Source organism: Pseudomonas sp. P8_241, assembly GCF_034008315.1.
Taxonomy (GTDB): Bacteria; Pseudomonadota; Gammaproteobacteria; order Pseudomonadales; family Pseudomonadaceae; genus Aquipseudomonas.
In genome coordinates, this window is sequence record NZ_CP125377.1 from 3,182,152 (window position 1) to 3,203,271 (window position 21,120).

At 57.1% G+C, this 21,120-nt stretch carries 20 protein-coding genes; 10 read left to right on the top strand and 10 right to left on the bottom strand.

Translation table 11 applies throughout. The features are described 5' to 3' along the window. Positions 1–20: 20 nt before the first annotated feature. Positions 21–1,208, bottom strand: coding sequence for an MFS transporter (locus QMK58_RS14635; protein WP_053160046.1), 1,188 nt, complete (start codon positions 1,206–1,208; stop codon positions 21–23). Positions 1,209–1,612: 404 nt separating this feature from the next. Then, positions 1,613–3,199: an ABC-F family ATPase gene (locus tag QMK58_RS14640; RefSeq protein ID WP_053160048.1), complete on the bottom strand. Its 1,587-nt coding sequence runs from the start codon at positions 3,197–3,199 to the stop codon at positions 1,613–1,615. A gap of 490 nt (positions 3,200–3,689) precedes the next feature. Between QMK58_RS14640 and lpxO the strand changes: the two genes are divergently transcribed. Next, entirely contained in the window at positions 3,690–4,589 is a 900-nt protein-coding gene (gene lpxO / locus QMK58_RS14645; protein ID WP_053160050.1) for a lipid A hydroxylase LpxO, read from the top strand. Between the two features lie 51 nt (positions 4,590–4,640). Here lpxO and QMK58_RS14650 read toward each other — a convergent pair whose 3' ends face one another. Beyond that, complete coding sequence (locus QMK58_RS14650) at positions 4,641–5,501, bottom strand: Ku protein (RefSeq protein WP_053160052.1); 861 nt, start codon at positions 5,499–5,501, stop codon at positions 4,641–4,643. A 194-nt stretch (positions 5,502–5,695) separates the two neighbouring features. Here QMK58_RS14650 and QMK58_RS14655 point away from each other — a divergent pair, with 194 nt between their 5' ends. After that, the gene (locus QMK58_RS14655; protein WP_053160054.1) at positions 5,696–6,040 is read left to right on the top strand and encodes a hypothetical protein; all 345 of its coding nucleotides are present in this window, start codon (positions 5,696–5,698) and stop codon (positions 6,038–6,040) included. A 51-nt stretch (positions 6,041–6,091) separates the two neighbouring features. Next, entirely contained in the window at positions 6,092–7,246 is a 1,155-nt protein-coding gene (locus QMK58_RS14660) for a PQQ-dependent sugar dehydrogenase (RefSeq protein ID WP_053160056.1), read from the top strand. Positions 7,247–7,274: 28 nt separating this feature from the next. On the opposite strand, the gene QMK58_RS14665 is transcribed toward QMK58_RS14660, so the two are convergent. After that, entirely contained in the window at positions 7,275–7,637 is a 363-nt protein-coding gene (locus tag QMK58_RS14665) for an abscisic acid-deficient protein Aba4 family protein (protein WP_371259805.1), read from the bottom strand. Positions 7,638–7,858: 221 nt separating this feature from the next. On the opposite strand from QMK58_RS14665, the gene ilvA reads away from it, so the two are divergent. Continuing rightward, positions 7,859–8,872 (top strand): threonine ammonia-lyase, biosynthetic, encoded by a 1,014-nt coding sequence (gene ilvA / locus QMK58_RS14670; protein WP_082344482.1) that lies wholly within the window; start codon positions 7,859–7,861, stop codon positions 8,870–8,872. 37 nt (positions 8,873–8,909) lie between these two features. On the opposite strand, the gene eco is transcribed toward ilvA, so the two are convergent. After that, a complete protein-coding gene (gene eco, locus QMK58_RS14675; RefSeq protein WP_053160060.1) occupies positions 8,910–9,392 on the bottom strand; it encodes a serine protease inhibitor ecotin in 483 nt (160 codons plus the stop codon). Between the two features lie 280 nt (positions 9,393–9,672). Between eco and QMK58_RS14680 the strand changes: the two genes are divergently transcribed. Beyond that, entirely contained in the window at positions 9,673–9,939 is a 267-nt protein-coding gene (locus tag QMK58_RS14680) for a DUF1652 domain-containing protein (RefSeq protein ID WP_053160062.1), read from the top strand. Between the two features lie 90 nt (positions 9,940–10,029). On the opposite strand, the gene QMK58_RS14685 is transcribed toward QMK58_RS14680, so the two are convergent. The 5 genes from QMK58_RS14685 to QMK58_RS14705 form a co-directional block, all read right to left on the bottom strand. Then, positions 10,030–10,296, bottom strand: coding sequence for a DUF2790 domain-containing protein (locus QMK58_RS14685; protein WP_053160063.1), 267 nt, complete (start codon positions 10,294–10,296; stop codon positions 10,030–10,032). Between the two features lie 191 nt (positions 10,297–10,487). Continuing rightward, the gene (locus QMK58_RS14690; protein WP_053160066.1) at positions 10,488–11,432 is read right to left on the bottom strand and encodes a carbohydrate kinase family protein; all 945 of its coding nucleotides are present in this window, start codon (positions 11,430–11,432) and stop codon (positions 10,488–10,490) included. A 163-nt stretch (positions 11,433–11,595) separates the two neighbouring features. Next, positions 11,596–12,459, bottom strand: coding sequence for a phospholipase (locus QMK58_RS14695; RefSeq protein WP_320396510.1), 864 nt, complete (start codon positions 12,457–12,459; stop codon positions 11,596–11,598). 146 nt (positions 12,460–12,605) lie between these two features. Then, a complete protein-coding gene (locus QMK58_RS14700) occupies positions 12,606–13,901 on the bottom strand; it encodes a glycosyltransferase (protein ID WP_053160070.1) in 1,296 nt (431 codons plus the stop codon). Between the two features lie 73 nt (positions 13,902–13,974). After that, positions 13,975–14,334: a response regulator gene (locus QMK58_RS14705; protein WP_053160072.1), complete on the bottom strand. Its 360-nt coding sequence runs from the start codon at positions 14,332–14,334 to the stop codon at positions 13,975–13,977. Positions 14,335–14,590: 256 nt separating this feature from the next. Between QMK58_RS14705 and QMK58_RS14710 the strand changes: the two genes are divergently transcribed. The 5 genes from QMK58_RS14710 (at position 14,591) to QMK58_RS14730 (ending at position 21,119) form a co-directional block, all read left to right on the top strand. Further along, complete coding sequence (locus QMK58_RS14710; protein ID WP_053160074.1) at positions 14,591–18,082, top strand: response regulator; 3,492 nt, start codon at positions 14,591–14,593, stop codon at positions 18,080–18,082. Next, positions 18,083–18,898, top strand: a complete 816-nt coding sequence (locus QMK58_RS14715; protein ID WP_053160076.1) for a CheR family methyltransferase — start codon at positions 18,083–18,085, stop codon at positions 18,896–18,898. Further along, complete coding sequence (locus QMK58_RS14720) at positions 18,895–19,488, top strand: chemotaxis protein CheB (protein WP_053160078.1); 594 nt, start codon at positions 18,895–18,897, stop codon at positions 19,486–19,488. The genes QMK58_RS14715 and QMK58_RS14720 overlap by 4 nt, the downstream gene beginning before the upstream one ends. After that, positions 19,482–20,663, top strand: coding sequence for a hybrid sensor histidine kinase/response regulator (locus QMK58_RS14725; protein WP_320394887.1), 1,182 nt, complete (start codon positions 19,482–19,484; stop codon positions 20,661–20,663). The genes QMK58_RS14720 and QMK58_RS14725 overlap by 7 nt, the downstream gene beginning before the upstream one ends. A 78-nt stretch (positions 20,664–20,741) precedes the next feature. Continuing rightward, complete coding sequence (locus QMK58_RS14730; protein WP_053160081.1) at positions 20,742–21,119, top strand: response regulator; 378 nt, start codon at positions 20,742–20,744, stop codon at positions 21,117–21,119. The last annotated feature ends 1 nt before the right edge of the window (position 21,120 follow it).

Here is a 21,120-nt window from a genome sequence, read left to right on the forward strand (position 1 = left end):
ATCTTTTGATTTTCTGCTCTTCAAGTTTCGGCGCGCCGTTTGAGCCACAACGTCAAACCCAACCCCGTCACCGACAACAACGCTGCGCTGAAGAAAATCCACGAGTACCCCAGATTCAGCGCAACGGCGCCCATCAGCGGGCCGGCAATTGCCAGTGCCAGGTCAAAGAACACGGCATAGGCACTCAGCCCCGCACCGCGGCTGGCGCTGGGGACCTGCTTGATAGCTTCGACGCCGAGTGCCGGATACACCAGCGACAGGCCGAAACCGGTCAGCCCGGCGCCAAGCAAGGCGTAACCGGTTGAAGGTGCAAGCCACAGCAGGACCAGACCAACCGTCTCGATACACATACAGGCAATGGCAGATGTGAAGCCGCCGAAGCGGCTGATGCTGGAAATGAACAGCAGCCGCGACACAATGAAGCACACGCCGAACACGCTCAGACAATAAGCCGCACCGCTCCAGCCACGACTGACGTAATACAGGGTGATGAATGTTGTGAGGGTGCCATAGCCGATGGAGGCCAGGCTCAAGCTCGCGCCAAACGGCGCGATGCGCCCGAACACGGCCCAGAAGGGCAGGCGCTCACCACGAATCACAGGCACTGACGGTTTGTTGCGAATCAGTAGCAACGCAGCCAGGGCCAGCAGCGACAGCGCAATCCCGAGACTGGCAAACCCGAGTTGCCCGACCATCACCACGCCCAGCGGCGCGCCGATGGCAATCGCTCCGTATGAAGCAATGCCGTTCCAGGATATCGACCGCGCCGTGTGTTCCCCGCCCACTTGGCCCATGCACCAACTGATGGTGCCGACGCCGATCAACCCTTGAGCGACCCCGAGCAGCAGGCGCCCGGCGAGGAGGATCAACAGACTGAGCAGGGGAAAACTTTGCAGCAAGGTCGAGAGCAATGTCAGCGCGCCACTCAACACGATCCCTGACAAGCCATAAATAATGGCGCGCTTGGTTCCGATACTGTCCGACATGCGACCTGCCATGGGGCGGCTCAGCAAAGTGGCGAGGTATTGGGAACCGATGGTCAGCCCCGCGACAATGGCGCTGAACCCGAGCTGTTCGTGGACATAACCTGGCAATACCGCTATCGGCAAGCCGATGCAGAGGAAGGCAATAAAGGTATAGAAGACGATGGAGACGATCTGCAGGGTGATCGCCATGGAGCTTTGCGGAGGCAATTGCTGCACAGACATGAGGGCTCGTTCGCGGGCGGCGGTGGGAGAGTTCCATCATGGCGCGGCGTTGCAATAAAAGAAAGCACGCTAACGATTAAAACATCGCCGCCTTCGGCAGCTACAGTGGTCTTCAGTGCACACAGAATCCGTGCTCGACAAGTATCCCTTGTAGGAGCCGGCTTGCCGGCGAAGGGGTCGGTACATCCAACATCGATGGTGACTGACACACCGCTTTCGCTGGCAAGCCAACTCCTACGAAGAGCCCGCGTAGCTGCATGATTCCATGTACAAGGCGATTTGCGCAGTGAGGCTCAAGACGGTATACACCGTCAATTGCAGGAGTTGCCGAACGCTGCGATCTTTTGATCTTGAAAGCAAAAAGCCCCGTCACATGGACAGGGCTTTTCAATGACAGCTGACGCTTAGAACACTACGCCTTGGCTGCGCAGGTAATCGTCATAAGTACCGCTGAAATCAGTCACGCCATTCGGGCTCAACTCGATGATCCGGGTGGCCAGGGACGATACGAACTCGCGGTCGTGGCTGACGAAGATCAGCGTGCCCGGATAGTTCTCCAGCGCCAGGTTCAGCGCTTCGATCGATTCCATGTCCAGGTGGTTGGTCGGTTCGTCCATCACCAGAACGTTCGGCTTTTGCAGAATCAGCTTGCCGAACAGCATGCGACCTTGCTCACCACCGGAGATGACCTTGACCGACTTGAGGATCTCGTCGTTGGAGAACAGCATGCGGCCCAGGGTGCCACGGATGATCTGCTCGCCCTGAGTCCACTGGCCCATCCAGTCGAACAGGCTGACGTCGTCTTCGAAGTCATGGGCGTGGTCCTGGGCGTAGTAGCCCAGTTCCGCGCTTTCGGTCCACTTCACCGAACCGGCGTCCGGGGTCAGTTCGCCCATGAGCGTGCGCAGCAGGGTGGTCTTGCCGATACCGTTCGGGCCGATGATCGCCAGGCGCTCGCCGGCTTCGACGGTGAAGCTGAAGTTCTTGAACAGGGTCTTGCCGTCGAAGCCCTTGGACATCTGCTCGATGGTCACGGCCTGTCGGTGCAGCTTCTTGGTCTGTTCGAATCGGATGAACGGGCTCACGCGGCTCGATGGCTTGACTTCGGCCAGCTGGATCTTGTCGATCTGCTTGGCGCGGGAGGTGGCCTGCTTGGCTTTCGAGGCGTTGGCCGAGAAGCGGCTGACGAACGTCTGCAGTTCGGAGATCTGGGCTTTCTTTTTGGCGTTGTCCGACAGCAACTGCTCGCGGGACTGGGTGGCCGCGGTCATGTACTCGTCGTAGTTGCCCGGGAACAGGCGCAACTCACCGTAGTCCAGGTCAGCCATGTGGGTGCAGACGCTGTTCAGGAAGTGGCGGTCGTGGGAAATGATAATCATGGTGCTGTTACGCGCCTTGAGAATGGTTTCCAGCCAGCGAATGGTGTTGATGTCCAGGTGGTTGGTCGGTTCGTCGAGCAACAGCACTTCCGGATCGGAGAACAGGGCTTGAGCCAGCAACACCCGCAGTTTCCAGCCTGGAGCGACTTCAGACATCGGTCCGAAATGCTGTTCCATGGGAATACCCAGGCCCAGCAGCAGTTCGCCGGCGCGGGATTCAGCGGTGTAGCCGTCCATTTCAGCGAACTCGGTTTCCAGTTCGGCCACGGCCATGCCGTCTTCTTCGCTCATTTCCGGCAGCGAATAGATGCGGTCGCGCTCGGCCTTGACCTTCCACAGCTCTTCGTGACCCATGATCACGGTGTCGATCACGGTGAATTCTTCGTAGGCGAACTGGTCCTGGCGCAATTTACCCAGGCGCACGTTTGGCTCCAGCATGACCTGGCCGCCGGAAGGCTCGAGGTCATCGCCCAGAATCTTCATGAAGGTCGACTTGCCGCAACCGTTGGCACCGATCAAGCCATAACGGTTGCCACCGTTGAATTTGACCGAAACGTTTTCGAAGAGCGGCTTGGCGCCGAACTGCATCGTGATGTTAGCTGTAGAAATCAAAGGTTTTTCCTGCGAAGCATTCAGAGTAGCTAGGGTTGCGGCAGTACCGATTCAGTACCCGTTCCCGCTGTTCGATCCATGGGATGTGCATCCCGATCAGAAGCGGAAGATCCATCTGGCATCAAGTGGACAGCAGCATGTGGAGCGCTTGACCCGAGTCAAAGCGTGCTGAGACGGGATTGTTTCCCGCGATCAACCAAGGGTGCGCGTAAAGTTTGGCGGCGATTGTACTGGTCTGGCTCTTTAAACGATAGGGCGTTCAGGCCTGTGCGACACTTTGCCTGTATGAATGGACAGATTTTCACATTTTCGGGTTAACTATTGGTTACAAACTGTGGCTAAAATGCCATCCATCAGTCCGGTGCCGAATAGCGGCGGGGCTCAATGGTGTACCGCTGGACGCACTTGCGAATTCAGACGCTGCACATGACCCAATGGCATTCAGGCCAACAAGGGCCGCAGTGTGTTCACCTGAGGTGTGGCGATTTCTGTGAAACTCATCATTGCCGTTATCTACGTTGTATCGATTGCGTATGTACATCTGCGGGGACGAGTACGCCATAAGCTGGGGCGTCAGCTAAGCGATCACTCGACGTTTCTGGCACCGGTCAATTGCTTCCTTTATATGTTCTCGAAAATCCCCAACAAGCCCTACCTCAATCCCGCGGATTTTCCCGATCTGAGTCCATTGCAAGCGCATTGGGAAGAGATCCGCGCCGAAGGTCAGCATTTGCTCCGGGCCGGGGAGATCAAGCGTTCGAACCAGTATGACGATGTCGGTTTCAATTCCTTCTTCAAGACGGGCTGGAAGCGTTTCTACCTCAAGTGGTATGGCGACAGTCACCCGTCAGCCATGAAACTTTGCCCACGCACGACGGAACTGGTGCAAAGCATCGGTTCAATCAAGGCTGCCATGTTCGCCGAGTTGCCACCGGGTGCCAAACTGGTGCGTCACCGCGATCCGTATGCCGGGTCCTACCGCTACCACCTGGGCCTCGAAACGCCCAACGATGCCGGTTGCTACATCAATGTCGATGGCGAGAATTATCACTGGCGAGACGGCGAGGCGGTGATGTTCGACGAAACCTTCATACATTTCGCCGAAAACACCACGCAGCAAAATCGCATCATCCTGTTTTGCGATGTCGAGCGACCGATGAAGTATCGCTGGGCAGCTTTCTTCAACAGCTGGTTCAGCCGCCATGTGATGTCGGCGGCCGGTGCGCCGAACGAGGCAGGTGACAAAGTCGGGGGCATCAATCGACTGTTCGGCAAAATCTACAAGATTCGGCTGCATGGCAAGCAATTGAAAAAGCGAAATCGCAAACTTTACTACCTGCAAAAATGGTCGATTTTTGCCGGGTTGGTCGCGGTTTTCGTGCTGATTTGAGGCCGTCGGGGCTGTCGGTGTCATCGCGGGACGTGGGCGACATTCAATCCATTACTTGCTGGCTTTTTTGCGCGCAGCCGGCTTGCTCGCCGCTTTGGGCTTGGCCGTTGCCTTACTTGCTCCCTTGCCACCCAGACTGCGTTTGAGCAGTTCCGTCAGATCAATCACATCGGCGGATTTACGCTCTTGCTCCCCAGTAGCGGTTTCCACGTCTTCGATCTTGCCTTCATGGGCTTTCTTGTCCACCAGGGCCATGATCTTGTCTTCAAACTCATCGCGGTAATCGTCCGGCGACCATTCGACGCTCATGTCGGCCACCAGGCGTTTGGCCATGTCCAGTTCTCCTTTGGTCAGCTGAGCCTTGGTGACGTCCGGGCCTAGAGCGAGTTCGTCCAGGCTGCGGACTTCCGCCGGCCAGCGCAATTTCACCAGCACCATGGCCGAGTCCATTGGCATCAACGCCGCCAGGTATTGACGGGTATGCAGCACCACTCGGGCCAGGGCGACCTTGCCCGTTTTGTCGAGGGTCTCGCGCAACAGCGCATAGACCTTGCCCCCGCGTTTATCCGGTGCCAGGTAATAGGGTGTGTCGATGTTCTGTAACGGGATTTGACTGCTGTCGACAAACGCAAAAATATCGATGGTCTGTGTCGACAGCGGATGTGCCGAGCGAATTTCCTCTTCGCTGAGCACCACGTACCGGCCTTTTTCGTATTGGACGCCTTTGACGATATGCTCCTTGGTGACTTCCTTGCCGGTGACCTTGTTGACGCGCTTGTAACCCACCGGGTCCATGCTGCGGCTGTCGAGCCAGTCGAAATCCACGCCTTGGGACGACGTCGCCGAGACCAGCGCCACAGGAATGTGTACCAATCCGAAGCTGATTGCACCTTTCCAGATTGCCCGAGCCATGGTGGTTTACTCGCAAAGTGATGTGTTCAGGTGACCCACCGCGCTGGACAAAAGTTTCCGTTGTTTTCGGTAAGTCACCAGGTGTCGCTCAACTTCGTGTTACATCTTGCCAGTGCGGTTTTGGTTAACAAATCCGAACCCCGGGCGTAGCGTGGTATCGAAGTTCTTGTTCACGCTGATGCAGAGAGGCCGCCATGAACTCATTCCTTCCCGCTGCGATGCTGCTGGTCTTGTGTGGTGCATTGAGTGCCGCAGCCCAGGCCGATGCCACTGCGTCATTGTTGGTGGCTCAGAATCTGCCGGGCGCTGCCAGCAACAATCCTTACAACAGCCCGATTCACCGGGCAAACCCCAACAGCATGCAGGGTACGCAACCCAGCGCCCCGGCTATCCGCAGCCCTAACACCGTGCCAGCGCCGCGCCCGCCGACCCTGGATAACGGCGGAATCGGCAATCGTTATCCTGCTCAAACAACGCCCTCAAGCCCACCGAAATTCATCCCGAATCCGCCTCCCCGAGATTCCGGCAGCAACCGTTGAACGCCAGGGCACATGCCTTGTTTGCCACTCTGACGAGAAAAGGAATCGTGCATGTTGCGTAAAACCCTGCTGGCTACCTTGTGTGGCAGCGCACTGCTCACCGTCACATCCGCTGCGTTGGCGCAGCCTGTCCAAACATTCAAAAGTGAGCAGGGAACCCTTGAGGTCACCCCGATCGTGACAGGGCTGGAACACCCCTGGGCACTGGCGTTTCTGCCTGACCTCCAGGGGATGCTGGTGACTGAGCGGCCCGGGAACCTGCGGTTGGTGACGACCGATGGCAAACTGTCAGCGCCACTCAATGGCGTGCCCGAAGTCTGGGCCAAAGGCCAGGGCGGATTGCTCGACGTGGCGTTGTCACCCGACTTCAAACAAGACCGCATGGTTTATCTGTCCTACGCCGAAGGTGGCGGTTCGGGCGACAAGGCCGGTACAGCTGTCGGACGCGGTCGGTTGTCCGAAGACCTCACGGCGCTCAAGGACTTTCACGTGATCCTGCGCCAGGAACCCAAATTGTCGGTGGGCAACCATTTCGGTTCGCGGCTGGTGTTCGACCGCGACGGGTACCTGTTCGTGACCTTCGGGGAAAACAACGACCGATCGACTGCTCAGGATCTGGACAAGCTGCAAGGCAAGGTGGTGCGCATCTACCCGGATGGCAAAGTGCCTAAAGACAATCCCTTCGTCGGTCAGGCCAATGTGCGGCCGGAAATCTGGTCCTATGGGCAACGCAACCCGCAAGGTGCTGCAGTGAATCCCTGGAACGGTACGCTATGGGAAAACGAACATGGCCCGCGCGGTGGAGACGAGATCAATATCATCGAACGCGGGAAAAACTACGGCTGGCCGTTGGCGACCCACGGCATCAACTATTCCGGCCAGCCGATACCCGAAGCCAAAGGGCAAACCGCCGAAGGCACCCTTGCACCGTACCATGTCTGGGAAAAATCCCCGGGCTTGAGCGGCATGGCGTTCTACGACGCCGACCGATTCAAGGAGTGGCAACACAGCGTATTTATCGGCGCGCTGGTCAGCCAGGAGCTGATCCGCCTGGAATTTGAGGGTGACAAGGTGGTGCACGAGGAGCGCTTGCTCGGCGATCTGAACAAGCGCATCCGCGATGTACGCCAAGGGCAGGACGGGTATTTGTATGTGCTCACCGATGAAGAGAAGGGCGGGCTCTATAAAGTCGGTCTGAAACAGTAAGCGACTCAACAATCGGTGGGCCTGCGGATCAGCTTTGCTGAGGCGCACTCACCCGTTGTTTGTGGTTGTGAATCCCACGGACCACCAGGTACAACAACGGCCCAATGGACACAAAAATGGCGGTGATCAGCAAATAGGGCGCGACCGATAACGCCGACTGCCCACGTTTGCGCGCATCCTGGTACATCCAAATGCCCGCCATTGTGGCCAGCACATACAGGTCTATGACCACTTGCGCCGTATCCGGACTCGACATAAGGCTGATGCCGAAGTCGATCAGCGATTGTTCGGCTTGAAGCATTACCGAAACGGTGTAGGCGCCAAAGGCAATCAGGGCAATCAACGGCAGGGCAATGGTTTTCATGGTTTCCGTCCTTGGGGTGATGATCATGACGACCAGCCTACTGGCGCCACGAAAAACTTGCCATTGACTTGCTATCAGCGTCCGGCTAATTTCGTGCCATGACTACTCACGTATTGCGCTGCCAGCCAAGCATTATTACCGCCATTCCTCATTTGGCGGGCTAGCTCACATCTGCAGCACCCAACCCGCCCTGGAGGCGGGTTTTCATTTTCTGTCTCCTGGGTCCCGATAAAAGTCAGGAGACGACGATGAATTGCACATCCGAACAACAGGCCTTGCTGGAGCACTACGTCAAAAAGATCCTCGCCGCGCCGGTGTACGAACTGGCCGTGCGCACGCCGCTGCAACCTGCCCATGCATTGTCGCAAATCCTGGGTAACCACATTTTGCTCAAGCGCGAAGATTTGCAGCCCACCTTTTCCTTCAAGATCCGTGGGGCCTATAACAAGCTCGTGCAATTGAGCGATGCGCAAAAGGCCTGTGGCGTGGTCACCGCATCTGCCGGCAACCATGCTCAGGGCGTGGCACTGGCCGCACGGGAATTAGGAATCGATGCCTGCATCGTCATGCCGTGTACGACGCCGCAATTGAAAGTGACCGGGGTTCGCAGCCGAGGCGCCGACGCGGTGTTGCATGGCGAGAGTTTCCCGTTTGCGCTGGCCTATGCGCTGGACCTCGCCCGGGAAACCGGTCGTACTTTTGTTTCGCCTTTTGATGATCCGGATGTCATCGCAGGCCAGGGAACAGTCGCCATGGAAATCCTGCGTCAGCACCAAGGTTCACTGGACGCGATCTTTGTGCCGGTAGGCGGCGGCGGTTTGATCGCGGGAATCGCGGCCTACGTTAAGTACCTGAGGCCTGAAGTGCGGATCATTGGCGTTGAGTCGGAACACTCTGCATGCCTTTACGCGGCGTTGCTGGCGGACGAGCGGGTCGTCCTGCCCGGCGTAGGAACCTTTGCCGACGGTGTGGCCGTCGCTCAAATCGGTGCTTATGGGTTTGAGGTTTGCCGGTTCTGTGTCGATGAAGTGGTAACCGTCAGTAACGACGAACTCTGCGCGGCGATCAAGAACATCTACGACGATACCCGCTCGATCACCGAGCCGTCCGGCGCATTGGCAGTTGCAGGCATTAAAAAATACGTGGACCGGACCGGGGTCAGAGGTCAGACGCTGGTGGCCATCGACTCGGGTGCCAACATCAATTTCGATAGTCTGGGATATGTGGCCGAGCGCGCCGCATTATGCGGCGCTCTGGCGTGAGGGCAGGTGGCGGGTGTCGGCGTTGCACAATGGCCGGTTATTCCTGAACGGCCTTCTCGACCTTGCTCGACGCCGACCAGATTCGATAGTGCACTTCGATGTCTTTGGGAACGTAGAGCACGATCGGCAGTTTGCTGTTGTAGCGCAGCAGGAAACCGTCGCCGACCACCGGGACGAAGCCCTGTTGGCTGGTGCCGGCCGGGCAGGCCATCAGAGTGCTCATCGGTCCAATGACTTTTTCCAGACGGTAGAACGGATAGCCCCAGCCTTCGAGGTTTTTTTCTTCAAGCATTCCGCCCAAACGTGGTCGATTGCAATCCACGGTCATTGTCTTGCCGGCGAGGATTTCAACCTGGAAATCGTCTTCTCGTGTTTGCGGGGCCAGGTGAATGACTTGACGGGTGAAACCGCTTTCGGCTTTGGGGAAGGGCGCGACTGTTTCCAGTTTCGCCGCTTGCACCAGGCTGGTCAGCCCCGCAGCGAGCAACCCGATTGTTGCGTTCAAGGTCAAAGAACCCATGTTGCCTCCTTGCTGGTGATGAATGGGCGCATTCTTACCGCGGTGAGCAGCGAATGCAAATCCTGCGCGGTCAGCGTGCAAAGTACCGGACCCAGACAGGCCGTTCTTGCAAATTGCACGGCCGAAACCGCGGGCGTTTCGTCTAAACCTTTGATTTAACGATGAGCTGCACGGCGAAAATCCGGGCATGTTTTATGCTGTAGCTGTTCTTAAGTTCGCCGCAATTTCACACGAGCGGGCGTTATTAATCATTGGCAATCAAACAAAGGAGCCGGTCGCCATGTTTTTATCTGCCTTGGAACTTCGCAACATCATCGAAAGCAGTTTTTTGCCCAAACGCTGCCAGTGTTCGCTATCTCCTGACCTCAAGCTGACCATCAAGGTATTTGCCGACGGGCGAACCGATCAACTGGATTTCTCGGTGACAGGTATCGATGCTTCGCAGCTAAATGGCTGTAGGGAAATCAATGATCTGATTGCTGGTTTGCGCTCTCAACAGCATCCCGTCGAAGTCGAACGCTATTCGTCGCTGGATAAGGCACTTTAACGCGGTTTTCAAACGCCACTAAAGTGCGATGGGGCTGAAAAAGTCCAGACCCATCGCACGTCAGCGGCTGATCCACAGTCGAAAGCTCGGTCAGCCTTGGTTCTCGCAGGCGTCGGAAAGCTTGCGGTAGGAAATTTCCGCAGGTCTGCCGTTTTCATCGAGATACTTCATGTCGGCCTTTACCACTTTGCACTCCAGGGTAGAGGGCTCTGTCAGCGAGATAACCTTGCTGACGTGCAATGGCATGCCGTAGTGATAGGGCACGGCTTGTGAGGTTGAGGTGTCGTCAGCCTGAGCCAGGCCGGCAAACGCGGTGCAAGTGAACGCAAAGGCCAGCAGCAATGAGTGCGTGTTCATGAACGATCTCCGGTGCGGTCGGAAATACAGTTCGACGTGTAGTCGAACCTGCCGCACTGGGCGTCAGAGAAAACTGAAGGCGTGCGGTCCAGTGAAGTGTTGGACCGCAAAGTTAAGAAATGGTTAACCCGCCTGAACGCCGCCTGTCGGCTGGTCAGACCGCTTTCTCTGACTAGCCGGCTCTCACAGGGTCAACGCAAATCTATTTGATGCCGATGGGGCAAATCCGGTCCAGTCTTGCTGCACGTCAGCGCCGCTGCCTGGATCGCGAACCCAAGCATCGTGTCGATCTGATCGCAACTGAGCTGCATCATGCCTTCCACCGAATCCATCTGATGCTCGGTCAACCAGGCAATCAGCGCAGCCTGAAAGGTATCACCAGCGCCTACGGTGTCGGCAATCTTCACCGAAAGGGCGGGAGCCGACCATGACCCGTGAGCCCGGCTGAACACGGTTGCACCGTCGCCGCCACGCGTCAGGAATACCAACTGACAGCGGTGCTGCATCCAGCCTTCGATGACACCCGCCGGGTCCTGTCCGGGGTACAAAAAATCCAGGTCCTCGTCACTGACTTTGATCAGGTCGGCCAACTCCACCAGCGTCGCAATGCGCGAGCGCCATAACTCGATGTTCGGCTCAGGGTTGAGTCGAACGTTCGGGTCGAGGCTGATCAGGCGTTTACCGCTTTCCCGACGCACCAGCGTCAGCAATGTGTCGGCAATGGGCTGGACTACCAGGGAAAATGACCCGATGTGCAGTCCTCTCACCTCAGGCCCCAGCGTCGGCAGATGTTGTAGTTGCAACTGTCGATCCGCGCAGCCTTCGCCCCGGAAACTGTAGTGCGGCGAACCGTTGGCCCCAACCGCAACCATGGCCAGGGTGCTCGGCACATCGAAGTCGATCAAATAGTCGGTGCGTACACCCTCATCTTGCAATACTTGCAGCAAGCGACGCCCGAGATAGTCGGTCGACAATCCGGCAAGTAACGCGGCATCCACGCCCAAACGTCGCAAGCCCACCGCCACATTGAATGGCGATCCGCCGGCAATGGCCTTGAAATTCACTGTTGAAGCCAGGTCGCCGGGGTCGTTTTCACTGAAGAAATCGAACAGCGCTTCGCCACACACCAGATACATAATTGCTCGCTCTTCAAAGGGTCGCGACAGGTTGCTCATAGCGTATCGCAAAATGAATCGGCCACTCTGGCTGTCCAGATCCTGACGAGGCGCTTCCTTTACTGTTATCGCGGTTGATCATGCCGCTTTCATGTCAGGTAGACCAGCCAGGTTTTTTACCTGTTCAGTCATCATCTCGAGCGGCCTTGATGCGGGTGGCATCCGCGCAATGGCGAACGATGTCTGACTCGTCGAAAAAGTCTGTATTGATGATGCTGCAGCGCGACGTTACGTCTTGTGTGCGACTAAACCAGTTATCGATAACGCTCGGGATGCGAACCGGACCAATCACGGAATAGCTGGTCACCGAAAGTGACCATAGAAAAGGTGTTCGATAGGGTGCTTCCTCTACCGTTTTAGCGACGAGCCGCCGAACCTCGGCAACACTGCTGAAGGAGCTTTTGTGCCACTTGTGCGGAATGGGTGGCCAGAAGTAATCAATGTCCATTTCCGGTTGGACGAGTGCGGCCATGATAATTCGGCGAAGGGTACTTGATCGTTTGATTTCTCCAAGTGTTTTTGCGGCATCGGACCGGCGCAGGACACGAGGTCCAAGTCGGTGTACCAACAGTTCACTGAGTGCCTTGTAGTCGAAATCTTTAGCGCCATCGCCTAACTGATGAAAATCCAGCACGATGAATTCATCCGGGTTTCGAGCCAGAAACATGATGACTGCGTCGATCAGTTCATTGAGCTCGCGAGGGGACCGAAAACCGTTGTGATGAAAGTAAAAGGGCTGCTTACGGTTTGCTGCATATCCCAGTCGAATGTCGAAGGCACGCGCACCATTGACCAGCTGCCAGGAGAAAGAGTCGTTTTGACAGTTCGTCCAAATGCCGACTGCCGCATCATGATTGGGGGCTTTTTTATCCATCCCGGCGTTATGGGCGCCGGGCCAGACGATGTCTATGAGTTTTAGATTGTCAATGCCCGGAACGCTGCTCATCCATGCACTGTTGTCGAACTGCCTGATTTCATTGTCTGCCATCGCCTTTTCCTTCTCTTATTACCCCCTCACTCGTGAGAGGGTTGATTGAAGTGGGCGAGGTTATTCGGACAGATTCGGCGAGAGGCGGTAGTTATATATCGCGTGTCTGGGCACTGCCTGTGTTAACGGCATAGCCTGCGGCGAACTCAGGTTTGATGGCGGTTTTTCGCTTCAATCCACTGCGCCATGTACTGGGTACTTTTGTGATGATGGTGACGCAACATGCTACCGGTAAAGTTGTTTCGTCTGAGTTGCGGCAGGTGTTGTTGGCAGTCAACCAGCCTTTCGATCAATGCCGGGCCGTGGGCGGCTTGCAGGTAACGACCGGCCAGTAGCGCCTGCCCCTGTGTCTGAGCGCTGAGCCATTGCGATTTGTCGGTATAAAGCTGTACGGCGCGGTCGGCGAACTCCCTGGCTGTAAGAGCGATGGCACCTGGCCATGGCTCTTGAGCATGCATCGCTTCAGCACCGATCGGGGTCGTGACATTCGGCGTACCGCACAGCATCGCATCGACGATCTTGCCTTTGATGCCGGCACCAAAACGCAAGGGCGCCAGGCAAATCCGCGCGGCGGACATGACTTGCAGCGCGTCTTCTGCCCAGTTCATGACATGGAAGCCTTGGGCCGGGTTATGCAACGCCGTCGCCTTTGGTGGTGTGTAGGCGCCGTAGATATGTAATTGGGCCCCCGCAATTTGCTCCCGGATCATTGGCCATATCGTGGTTTTCAGCCAGAGCACGGCATCCCAGTTAGGGGCATGGCGGAAATTGCCAATATGCAGAAAGTGCGCCCGATCTTCGAACGTTGCAGGTGGCACTGTCGGCAAGTCCACCATCAAGGGGTTCCAGTGCAACAACTCGCGCGGCACCTTGAAGTGTTCTACCAGCAGTTCGATTTCCACTTCAGAGATCATCAGGTTCAAGTCGCAACGATAGATCGCCGCGATTTCCCGTTTGGCCACGTCGGTATCGGCCATCAACTGAAACTCTTCGCGTAACGCGGGTGCAAAAAGGTCCGTGAAGTCGTTTACGTCGTCGCTGGCCTTCAGCCGCTCCTTGAGCCGGTGATGCCGAGCGTCGCGCAGGCATTGCAGGTCCGACGTTTCAAGCACCCGCAACGCATCCGGGCAGTGTTTTTCTACACGCCAGCCGAACTGTTCTTCCATCATGAAACGATCGAACAGAACAATATCCGGGGCCAGTTCAGCGACAAACGTATCGAAGCTGCTGCTATTGAGCTCGATGGGAACCTGGCGAATGCCCACAGCGGACAGATCGGCCGGGTGTTCACCGTCGCCAGCCGGACTACTGAACGTGATGTCCCAACCCTGGCGCAGGAAAATGTCGAGGATTTGCATCATGTGCCCACCGGCGGCCGAGGAGCGAGGCTCGGGCCAGACGTAACCAATGACCAGGACTTTGGTAGGGTGGGGTTGACTCATGAAAAGGGTTCCTTGACGCGGGCACAGGGCAGGCCTGAAAAAAGGCGTCATTTAACCACATCAGGCAGGTGGGTCAGTCGAGGATACTTTTTACCTTGTCGCGTAACTGATCAATGGAAAACGGTTTGCCGATCACGTGCATGTCAGCGGGTACATCGATGCTCTCGGCATAACCGCTGGCGAACAAAATGGGCAGCGTGGGGCGTAGTGCCCGCGCCCGGTTAGCCAACTCGCGGCCATCCATCCCCGGCAACCCGACATCGGTCATCATAAGGTCGATGACCCGGTCTTTATCCTCGAGAGTTTCCAGCGCCTGCTCGCTGCCGTCCGCCTCAAGCACCCTGAACTCCAACTCCTCCAGTACGTCGACAATCAGCATGCGCACGATGTTGTCGTCTTCGACGACAAGGATAGTGGACGGGGAGGAGGGCATAGTGGGCATTCCTGAAAAAATGGCTGGTCGGTCCGGTCGAAATCGCCGGCCTCTTGCATCAGTAAGTGGCGCATCCCGACAAGTTCCCTACGGCGTAAAAAAAGAACAGCGGTACATGCTCTCAAGGATAACCCGTCGCTTTGAGCGGTAGCACTGTAACGTAGGACTTTGCGCGAAAACATGTCAGAAAATTGGATCCCGAGGCCGTTTTTGGGGCAAACTCGCTGCATTCTGACAGTTCGACAAGGCCTGCCCCATGACCTCCGGTTCTTCGGTTGATGAGCAACGATTTCGTAAACTCCTGAGCCGCAACATCAGCCTGCCGTTGGGCCTGGGCGTCATCAGCGCCGTGTTCTTCGTTTCGCTGATTACCTATCTGTTAACGACGATTCAATGGGTAGAACATACCGATCGGGTGATCAATAACGCCAACGAAGCGGTCAAGCTGACCGTCGACCTGGAGACCGGCATGCGCGGTTTCCTGCTCAGCGGCGACGAGCATTTCCTCGATCCTTACGAGACTGCCAAGCCGCGCATCAACGTTGCCCTGGATACGCTGTTCGAACTGACCGCTGACAATCCGGTGCAGACCGACCGTTTGCGCCGTTTGAAGGCGTTGCAGCAGGAATGGACGGACTACGCGCAAACCATGATCGATCTGCAGCGCGCCAGCGGCGATTATCGCAGCGCGGTCAGGTCGGGACGCGGTAAGCGGCTGACCGATGAAATTCGCAAGCAGTATGAAGACGTCATCGGCACCGAGCAGCAGTTGCGCACCGCACGCAACGAGGAAGTCCGTCGCACCACCATCATGAGCATCAGCCTTTATCTACTGTTTATCGCCGGGGTCAGTGGCTTGTTGTCCTACATCGGACGCCGGGATTTGCTCAACCTTTCGCAAAGCTACAGCACCAACCTCGCCGCGCAAAAAGCCAGCGCCTTGCGTCTGGAGCAGCAGGCATGGCTGCGTAATGGCCAGACCGAACTGGCCGAGCAAGTGCTGGGACAACTGAGCCTGAACCTGTTGGGACGCAACATTCTGCAGTTTTGCGCGCAGTACCTTGGCATGGCCGTGGGTGCAATCTACGTGCGCGAAGAGCACGGCGACCTCAAGCGCGTTGCATGCTACGGTTTTTCCCGTGAGCAAGAGGCCCTCGACCAACAGATTGACAGCAACGAGGGCATTATCGGGCAAGTGGCGCAGCAGGCACGCCTGGTGCGTCTGGACGAGGTTCCAGGCGATTACTTCAAAGTCAGCTCGGGTCTCGGCGAAGGCTTGCCACGCAGTGTGCTGGTGGTGCCGACCAGCGACGACGATCGGGTCAACGGCGTCATCGAACTGGGGTTCCTGCGTGCTCTGGGCGACCGTGACATCGAGTTGCTGGAGCTGATTGCCGGTAACATCGGCACGTCCATCGAGGCCGCACGTTACCGTCAGCGCTTGCAGGAAGTGCTGGCCCAGACCCAGCAACTCAACGAAGAGTTGCAGGTACAACAGGAAGAGCTCAAGACCGCCAACGAAGAACTTGAAGAGCAGTCGCGGATTCTCAAGGAATCCCAGGCGCACCTGGAAACCCAGCAAGTGGAGCTGGAGCAAACCAACGAACAACTCGCCGAGCAGGCCGAGGTTCTGGCCGCACAACGCGACGCCATGGACCAGAAGAACACCGAACTCAATCAGGTGCAGCTCCAGCTCGAAGACCGCGCCGACGAATTGCAGCGTTCGAGCAAGTACAAGTCCGAATTCCTCGCCAACATGTCCCACGAACTGCGCACGCCGCTAAACAGCTCGTTGATCCTGGCCAAGTTACTGGCGGAAAACCCACAGGAAAACCTCAGCGCCGAGCAGGTCAAGTTCGCCGAGTCGATCTACTCCGCGGGTAATGATCTGCTCAACCTGATCAACGACATTCTCGATATTTCCAAGGTCGAGGCTGGCAAGCTGGAGATTCGTCCGGAAAATACCAGCGTGGCGCGTCTGGTGGATGGCTTGCGCGGGATGTTCCAGCCATTGGCCACGGACAAACAGCTGGATTTCCAGATCATTTTGCAGGACGGTGCGCCGCAGATGATGTTCACCGATCGCCAACGTCTGGAGCAGGTGCTCAAGAACCTGCTGTCCAACGCGGTGAAATTTACTGAAAAAGGCAGCGTCAGCCTGACGGTCGACCGGGCGCCAAACGAGGGTATTGCGTTCAATATCCGTGATTCCGGAATCGGCATTGCCGGGGACCAGCAAGAAAGCATTTTCGAAGCATTCCGCCAGGCCGATGGCACCACCAACCGCCGTTACGGCGGCACCGGGTTGGGCCTGTCGATCTCCCGTGACCTGGCGACTTTGCTGGGCGGTTCGATCAGCGTCAGCAGCGCACCGGGCCAGGGCAGTGTGTTTACGCTGGTGTTGCCGCAACAATATCTGGAGCCGGGGGAAGTGCCGGTCGAGCCCATGCGACTTGCTGCGGTCGCGGCGCCGGTAAGCGTTACACCGATAGTGCTATCACCGCTGATTGCCGAGGTCGACATTCCGCGTTTTGATGATGATCGACACAAGGGGCCGTTTTCCAGCCGCTGCATTCTGGTGGTGGAAGATGAATCTAATTTCGCCCATATCCTTTATGACCTGGCCCACGAACTGGGTTACCACTGCCTGGTAGCCCATGGTGCCGATGAGGGCTACGACCTGGCCAGGGCGTTCATTCCCGACGCCATCCTGCTGGACATGCGCCTGCCTGACCATTCCGGTTTGACCGTGCTGCAACGCTTGAAAGAACACGCGGAAACCCGGCACATCCCGGTGCATGTGATCTCGGTCGAGGACCGCGTCGAAGCCGCAATGCACATGGGCGCCATTGGCTATGCGGTCAAGCCGACCACTCGCGACGAACTCAAGGACGTGTTTGCCCGACTGGAGGCCAAGCTGACCCAGAAGGTCAAACGTGTGCTGCTGGTTGAGGACGACGATTTGCAACGCGACAGCATTGCCCGCCTGATCGGCGACGATGACATCGAAATCACCGCCGTTGGTCTTGCACAAGAGGCGCTTGACCTCCTGCGTGCGTCGGTTTTCGATTGCATGATCATCGACCTCAAGTTACCGGACATGCTCGGCAACGATTTGCTCAAGCGCATGTCGACCGAGGACATTTGCTCGTTTCCGCCAGTGATTGTCTATACCGGACGCAATCTCACCCGGGACGAAGAGGCCGAACTGCGCAAGTACTCGCGCTCGATCATCATCAAGGGCGCACGCTCACCCGAGCGTCTGCTTGATGAAGTGACACTTTTTCTGCACAAAGTCGAATCGCGGCTGTCCCATGAGCGGCAGACGATGCTCAAGGTCGCACGCAGTCGCGACAAAGTGTTCGAAGGGCGCAAGGTACTGCTGGTCGATGACGATGTGCGCAATATCTTTGCCCTGACCAGTGCGCTGGAGCACAAGGGGGCGGTGGTGGTGATTGGTCGAAACGGGCGCGAAGCGATCGATAAATTGAATGAAGTCGAAGACATCGATCTGGTGTTGATGGACGTGATGATGCCGGAGATGGATGGCTTCGAGGCCACTCTCGAGATCCGCAAGGATCCGCGCTGGCGCAAGCTGCCGATCATTGCCGTGACGGCCAAGGCGATGAAGGATGATCAGGAGCGCTGCCTGCAGGCCGGCGCCAACGATTACCTGGCCAAGCCCATCGACCTGGATCGGCTGTTTTCCTTGATACGCGTGTGGTTACCGAAAATGGAACGAATCTAAGTGCAGAGAAATAGCGAAATCGAATTGCGGTTGTTGATCGAGGCAATCTACCTCAAATACAGCTATGACTTTCGTGATTACTCCGGCGCGTCGATCAAGCGCCGGGTCACTCATGCGTTGAGCCAGTTCGAGTGCAACACCATCTCGGCGTTGCAGGAAAAAGTCCTGCACGACCCCACAGCCTTCATGCAGTTACTGCAATTGCTGACGATCCCGGTTAGCGAAATGTTCCGAGACCCATCGCACTTCCTGGCGATCCGCAAGGAAGTGGTGCCGCTGCTGCGCACCTATCCCTCGATCAAGGTCTGGATCGCCGGTTGCAGTACGGGAGAAGAGGTCTATTCGATGGCGATCCTCCTGCGTGAAGAGGGGTTGCTGGACCGCACCATCATCTATGCCACCGACATCAATCCGCGCTCACTGGAAAAAGCCAAGCAAGGGATTTTCTCCATGGAGAACGTCCGTGCCTACACTGCTAACTATCAGCAGGCCGGTGGCCAGCATTCGTTTGCCGACTACTACACCGCCGCGTACGGGTACGCGATTTTCGACAAGTCATTGTGTGAGAATGTGACTTTCGCCGATCACAGCCTGGCAACCGACAGCGTATTTTCAGAAACACAATTAATATCGTGTCGTAATGTATTGATTTATTTTAATAAAAAGCTTCAGGACCGGGCATTCGGCTTGTTCCATGAATCCCTTTGCCATCGCGGATTCCTGGTGTTGGGAAGCAAGGAAACTCCGGATTTTTCGGCCTTCGGCGATCAGTTCGAGCCCTTGGTCAAACAGGAACGGATCTACCGTAAATCATGAACAGCGCATCAGGGCTACCTGCTATCGAAGCCATCGTGATCGGCGCCTCCGCCGGGGGCGTCGAAGCGCTGCTGAGCATTCTCGGCCCGCTTCGCGAAGGCTTCACTTTGCCGATCATCGTGGTTCTGCACTTGCCCGATGAGCGCCGCAGCCAATTGGCCGAAGTGTTCGCCAGGAGGGTCGCCTTGCCGGTGTTGGAGGCGTGCGACAAAACGCCGGTCGACGCCGGCACCTTGTATTTCGCAGCGCCCGGTTATCACTTGTCGGTGGAGCAGGATCGCAGTTTTTCCCTGAGCCTGGAGCCCCGGCTGCATCACTCGCGCCCGGCCATCGATTACCTGTTCGAGTCGGCTGCCGATGTCTACGGTGTGCACCTGGCTGCCGTGCTGCTGACCGGCGCCAACCGCGACGGCGCGAGCGGGCTGGCGCACGTCAAACAGCATGGAGGGCTGACCATTGTGCAAGACCCTCAAGAGGCGCATGTCGCCACCATGCCGCTGGCGGCGCTGGATATGCATCAGCCGGACCACATTCTCCCTATACGCGGCATCGGCCGTCTGCTTGTCGAGCTGGAACAAATCGCATGCTAAGTACTATCCAGGCCAAACTGCTGATCGTTGACGATCTGCCGGAGAATCTCCTGGCGCTTGAAGCGCTGATCAAGCGTGAAGACCGTACGGTGTTCAAGGCGTTGTCTGCCGATGAAGCCTTGTCGCTGCTGTTGCAGCACGAATTTGCCATGGCCATTCTCGACGTGCAGATGCCCGGCATGAACGGCTTCGAGCTGGCCGAGTTGATGCGCGGTACCGAAAAGACCAAAAACATCCCGATTGTGTTCGTCAGCGCGGCCGGCCGTGAGTTGAACTACGCCTTCAAGGGGTACGAAAGTGGCGCCGTGGACTTTTTGCACAAACCGCTGGATATCCAGGCGGTCAAGAGCAAGGTCAACGTGTTCGTCGAACTTTATCGCCAGAGCAAGGCGATGAAAGAGCAGGTCCTCGCCCTGGAGCAAAGCCGCCGCGAGCAGGAAGCGTTACTGGTCAAGTTGCAGAACACTCAACTGGAACTGGAGCAGGCGGTGCGTATGCGCGATGACTTCATGTCTATCGTCGCCCACGAAGTGCGCACCCCGCTCAATGGTCTGATCCTCGAGACCCAGCTGCGCAAAATGCACCTCGCCCGGGACAATGCCGACGCGTTCACCCTGGACAAAATGCACGCCATGGTCGACCGCGACGAGCGGCAGATCAAAAGCCTGATCCGCTTGATCGAGGACATGCTCGACGTGTCGCGCATTCGCACCGGCAAGTTGTCGATCCGGCCCACACACTTTGATCTTGCAGTGCTGGTTCGCGACCTGTTGCAGAATTTCGCCCAGCAGATTGAAGCCGCTGAAGCCTCGGTCAGCCTTGACGCCGCGCAAGCGGTAATCGGCAGCTGGGATGAATTCCGGATCGAACAAGTGATTTCCAATCTGTTGACCAATGCGTTGCGTTACGGGGCCAAGAGCCCGATCGCGGTGCGGGTGTACAGTACAGGGGGGCAGGCGGTGGTGGACGTGCAGGATCAAGGCATCGGCATCAGCGAAGACAACCAGAAGCGGATTTTCCAGCAGTTCGAGCGAGTGTCGGCCAAACATGCCGTCGTCGGGCTGGGGCTGGGTTTGTTTATTTCAGAACAGATTGTGACCGCCCATGGCGGTACTATTACCGTCCAGAGCAGGATTGGCGAAGGCGCCTTGTTTCGCGTTTGTCTGCCGCTGTAGGAAAACAGCCCGATAAACGCAACCTCTGAGCGCCCGCAGGGTCGTATCAGCAGCAATTGACTGAACAAAGGCTTCCCCATGAGTGAAGATGCGCAAGATGTAGTACTCGTTGTCGAGGACGATCCATCGATTCTGATGGTGTTGTCGGCTTATCTATCGGGCGAGGGCTACCGCGTCCTGCAGGCCGAAAACGGTGAACAGGCGTTTGAAATCCTCGCGAGCAAACCGCACCTGGACATGATGATCACCGACTTCCGCCTGCCGGGTGGAATCTCCGGCGTGCAGATCGCCGAGCCTGCCGTGAAGCTACGACCGGAACTCAAGGTGATTTTCATCAGCGGCTACGCCCAGGAAATCCGCGAGACCGACAGCCCGATCACGCGCAAGGCGCCGATTCTCGACAAACCATTTGATCTGGACAAGCTGCAAGAGCTGATGCACGACATGCTTTCGTAAG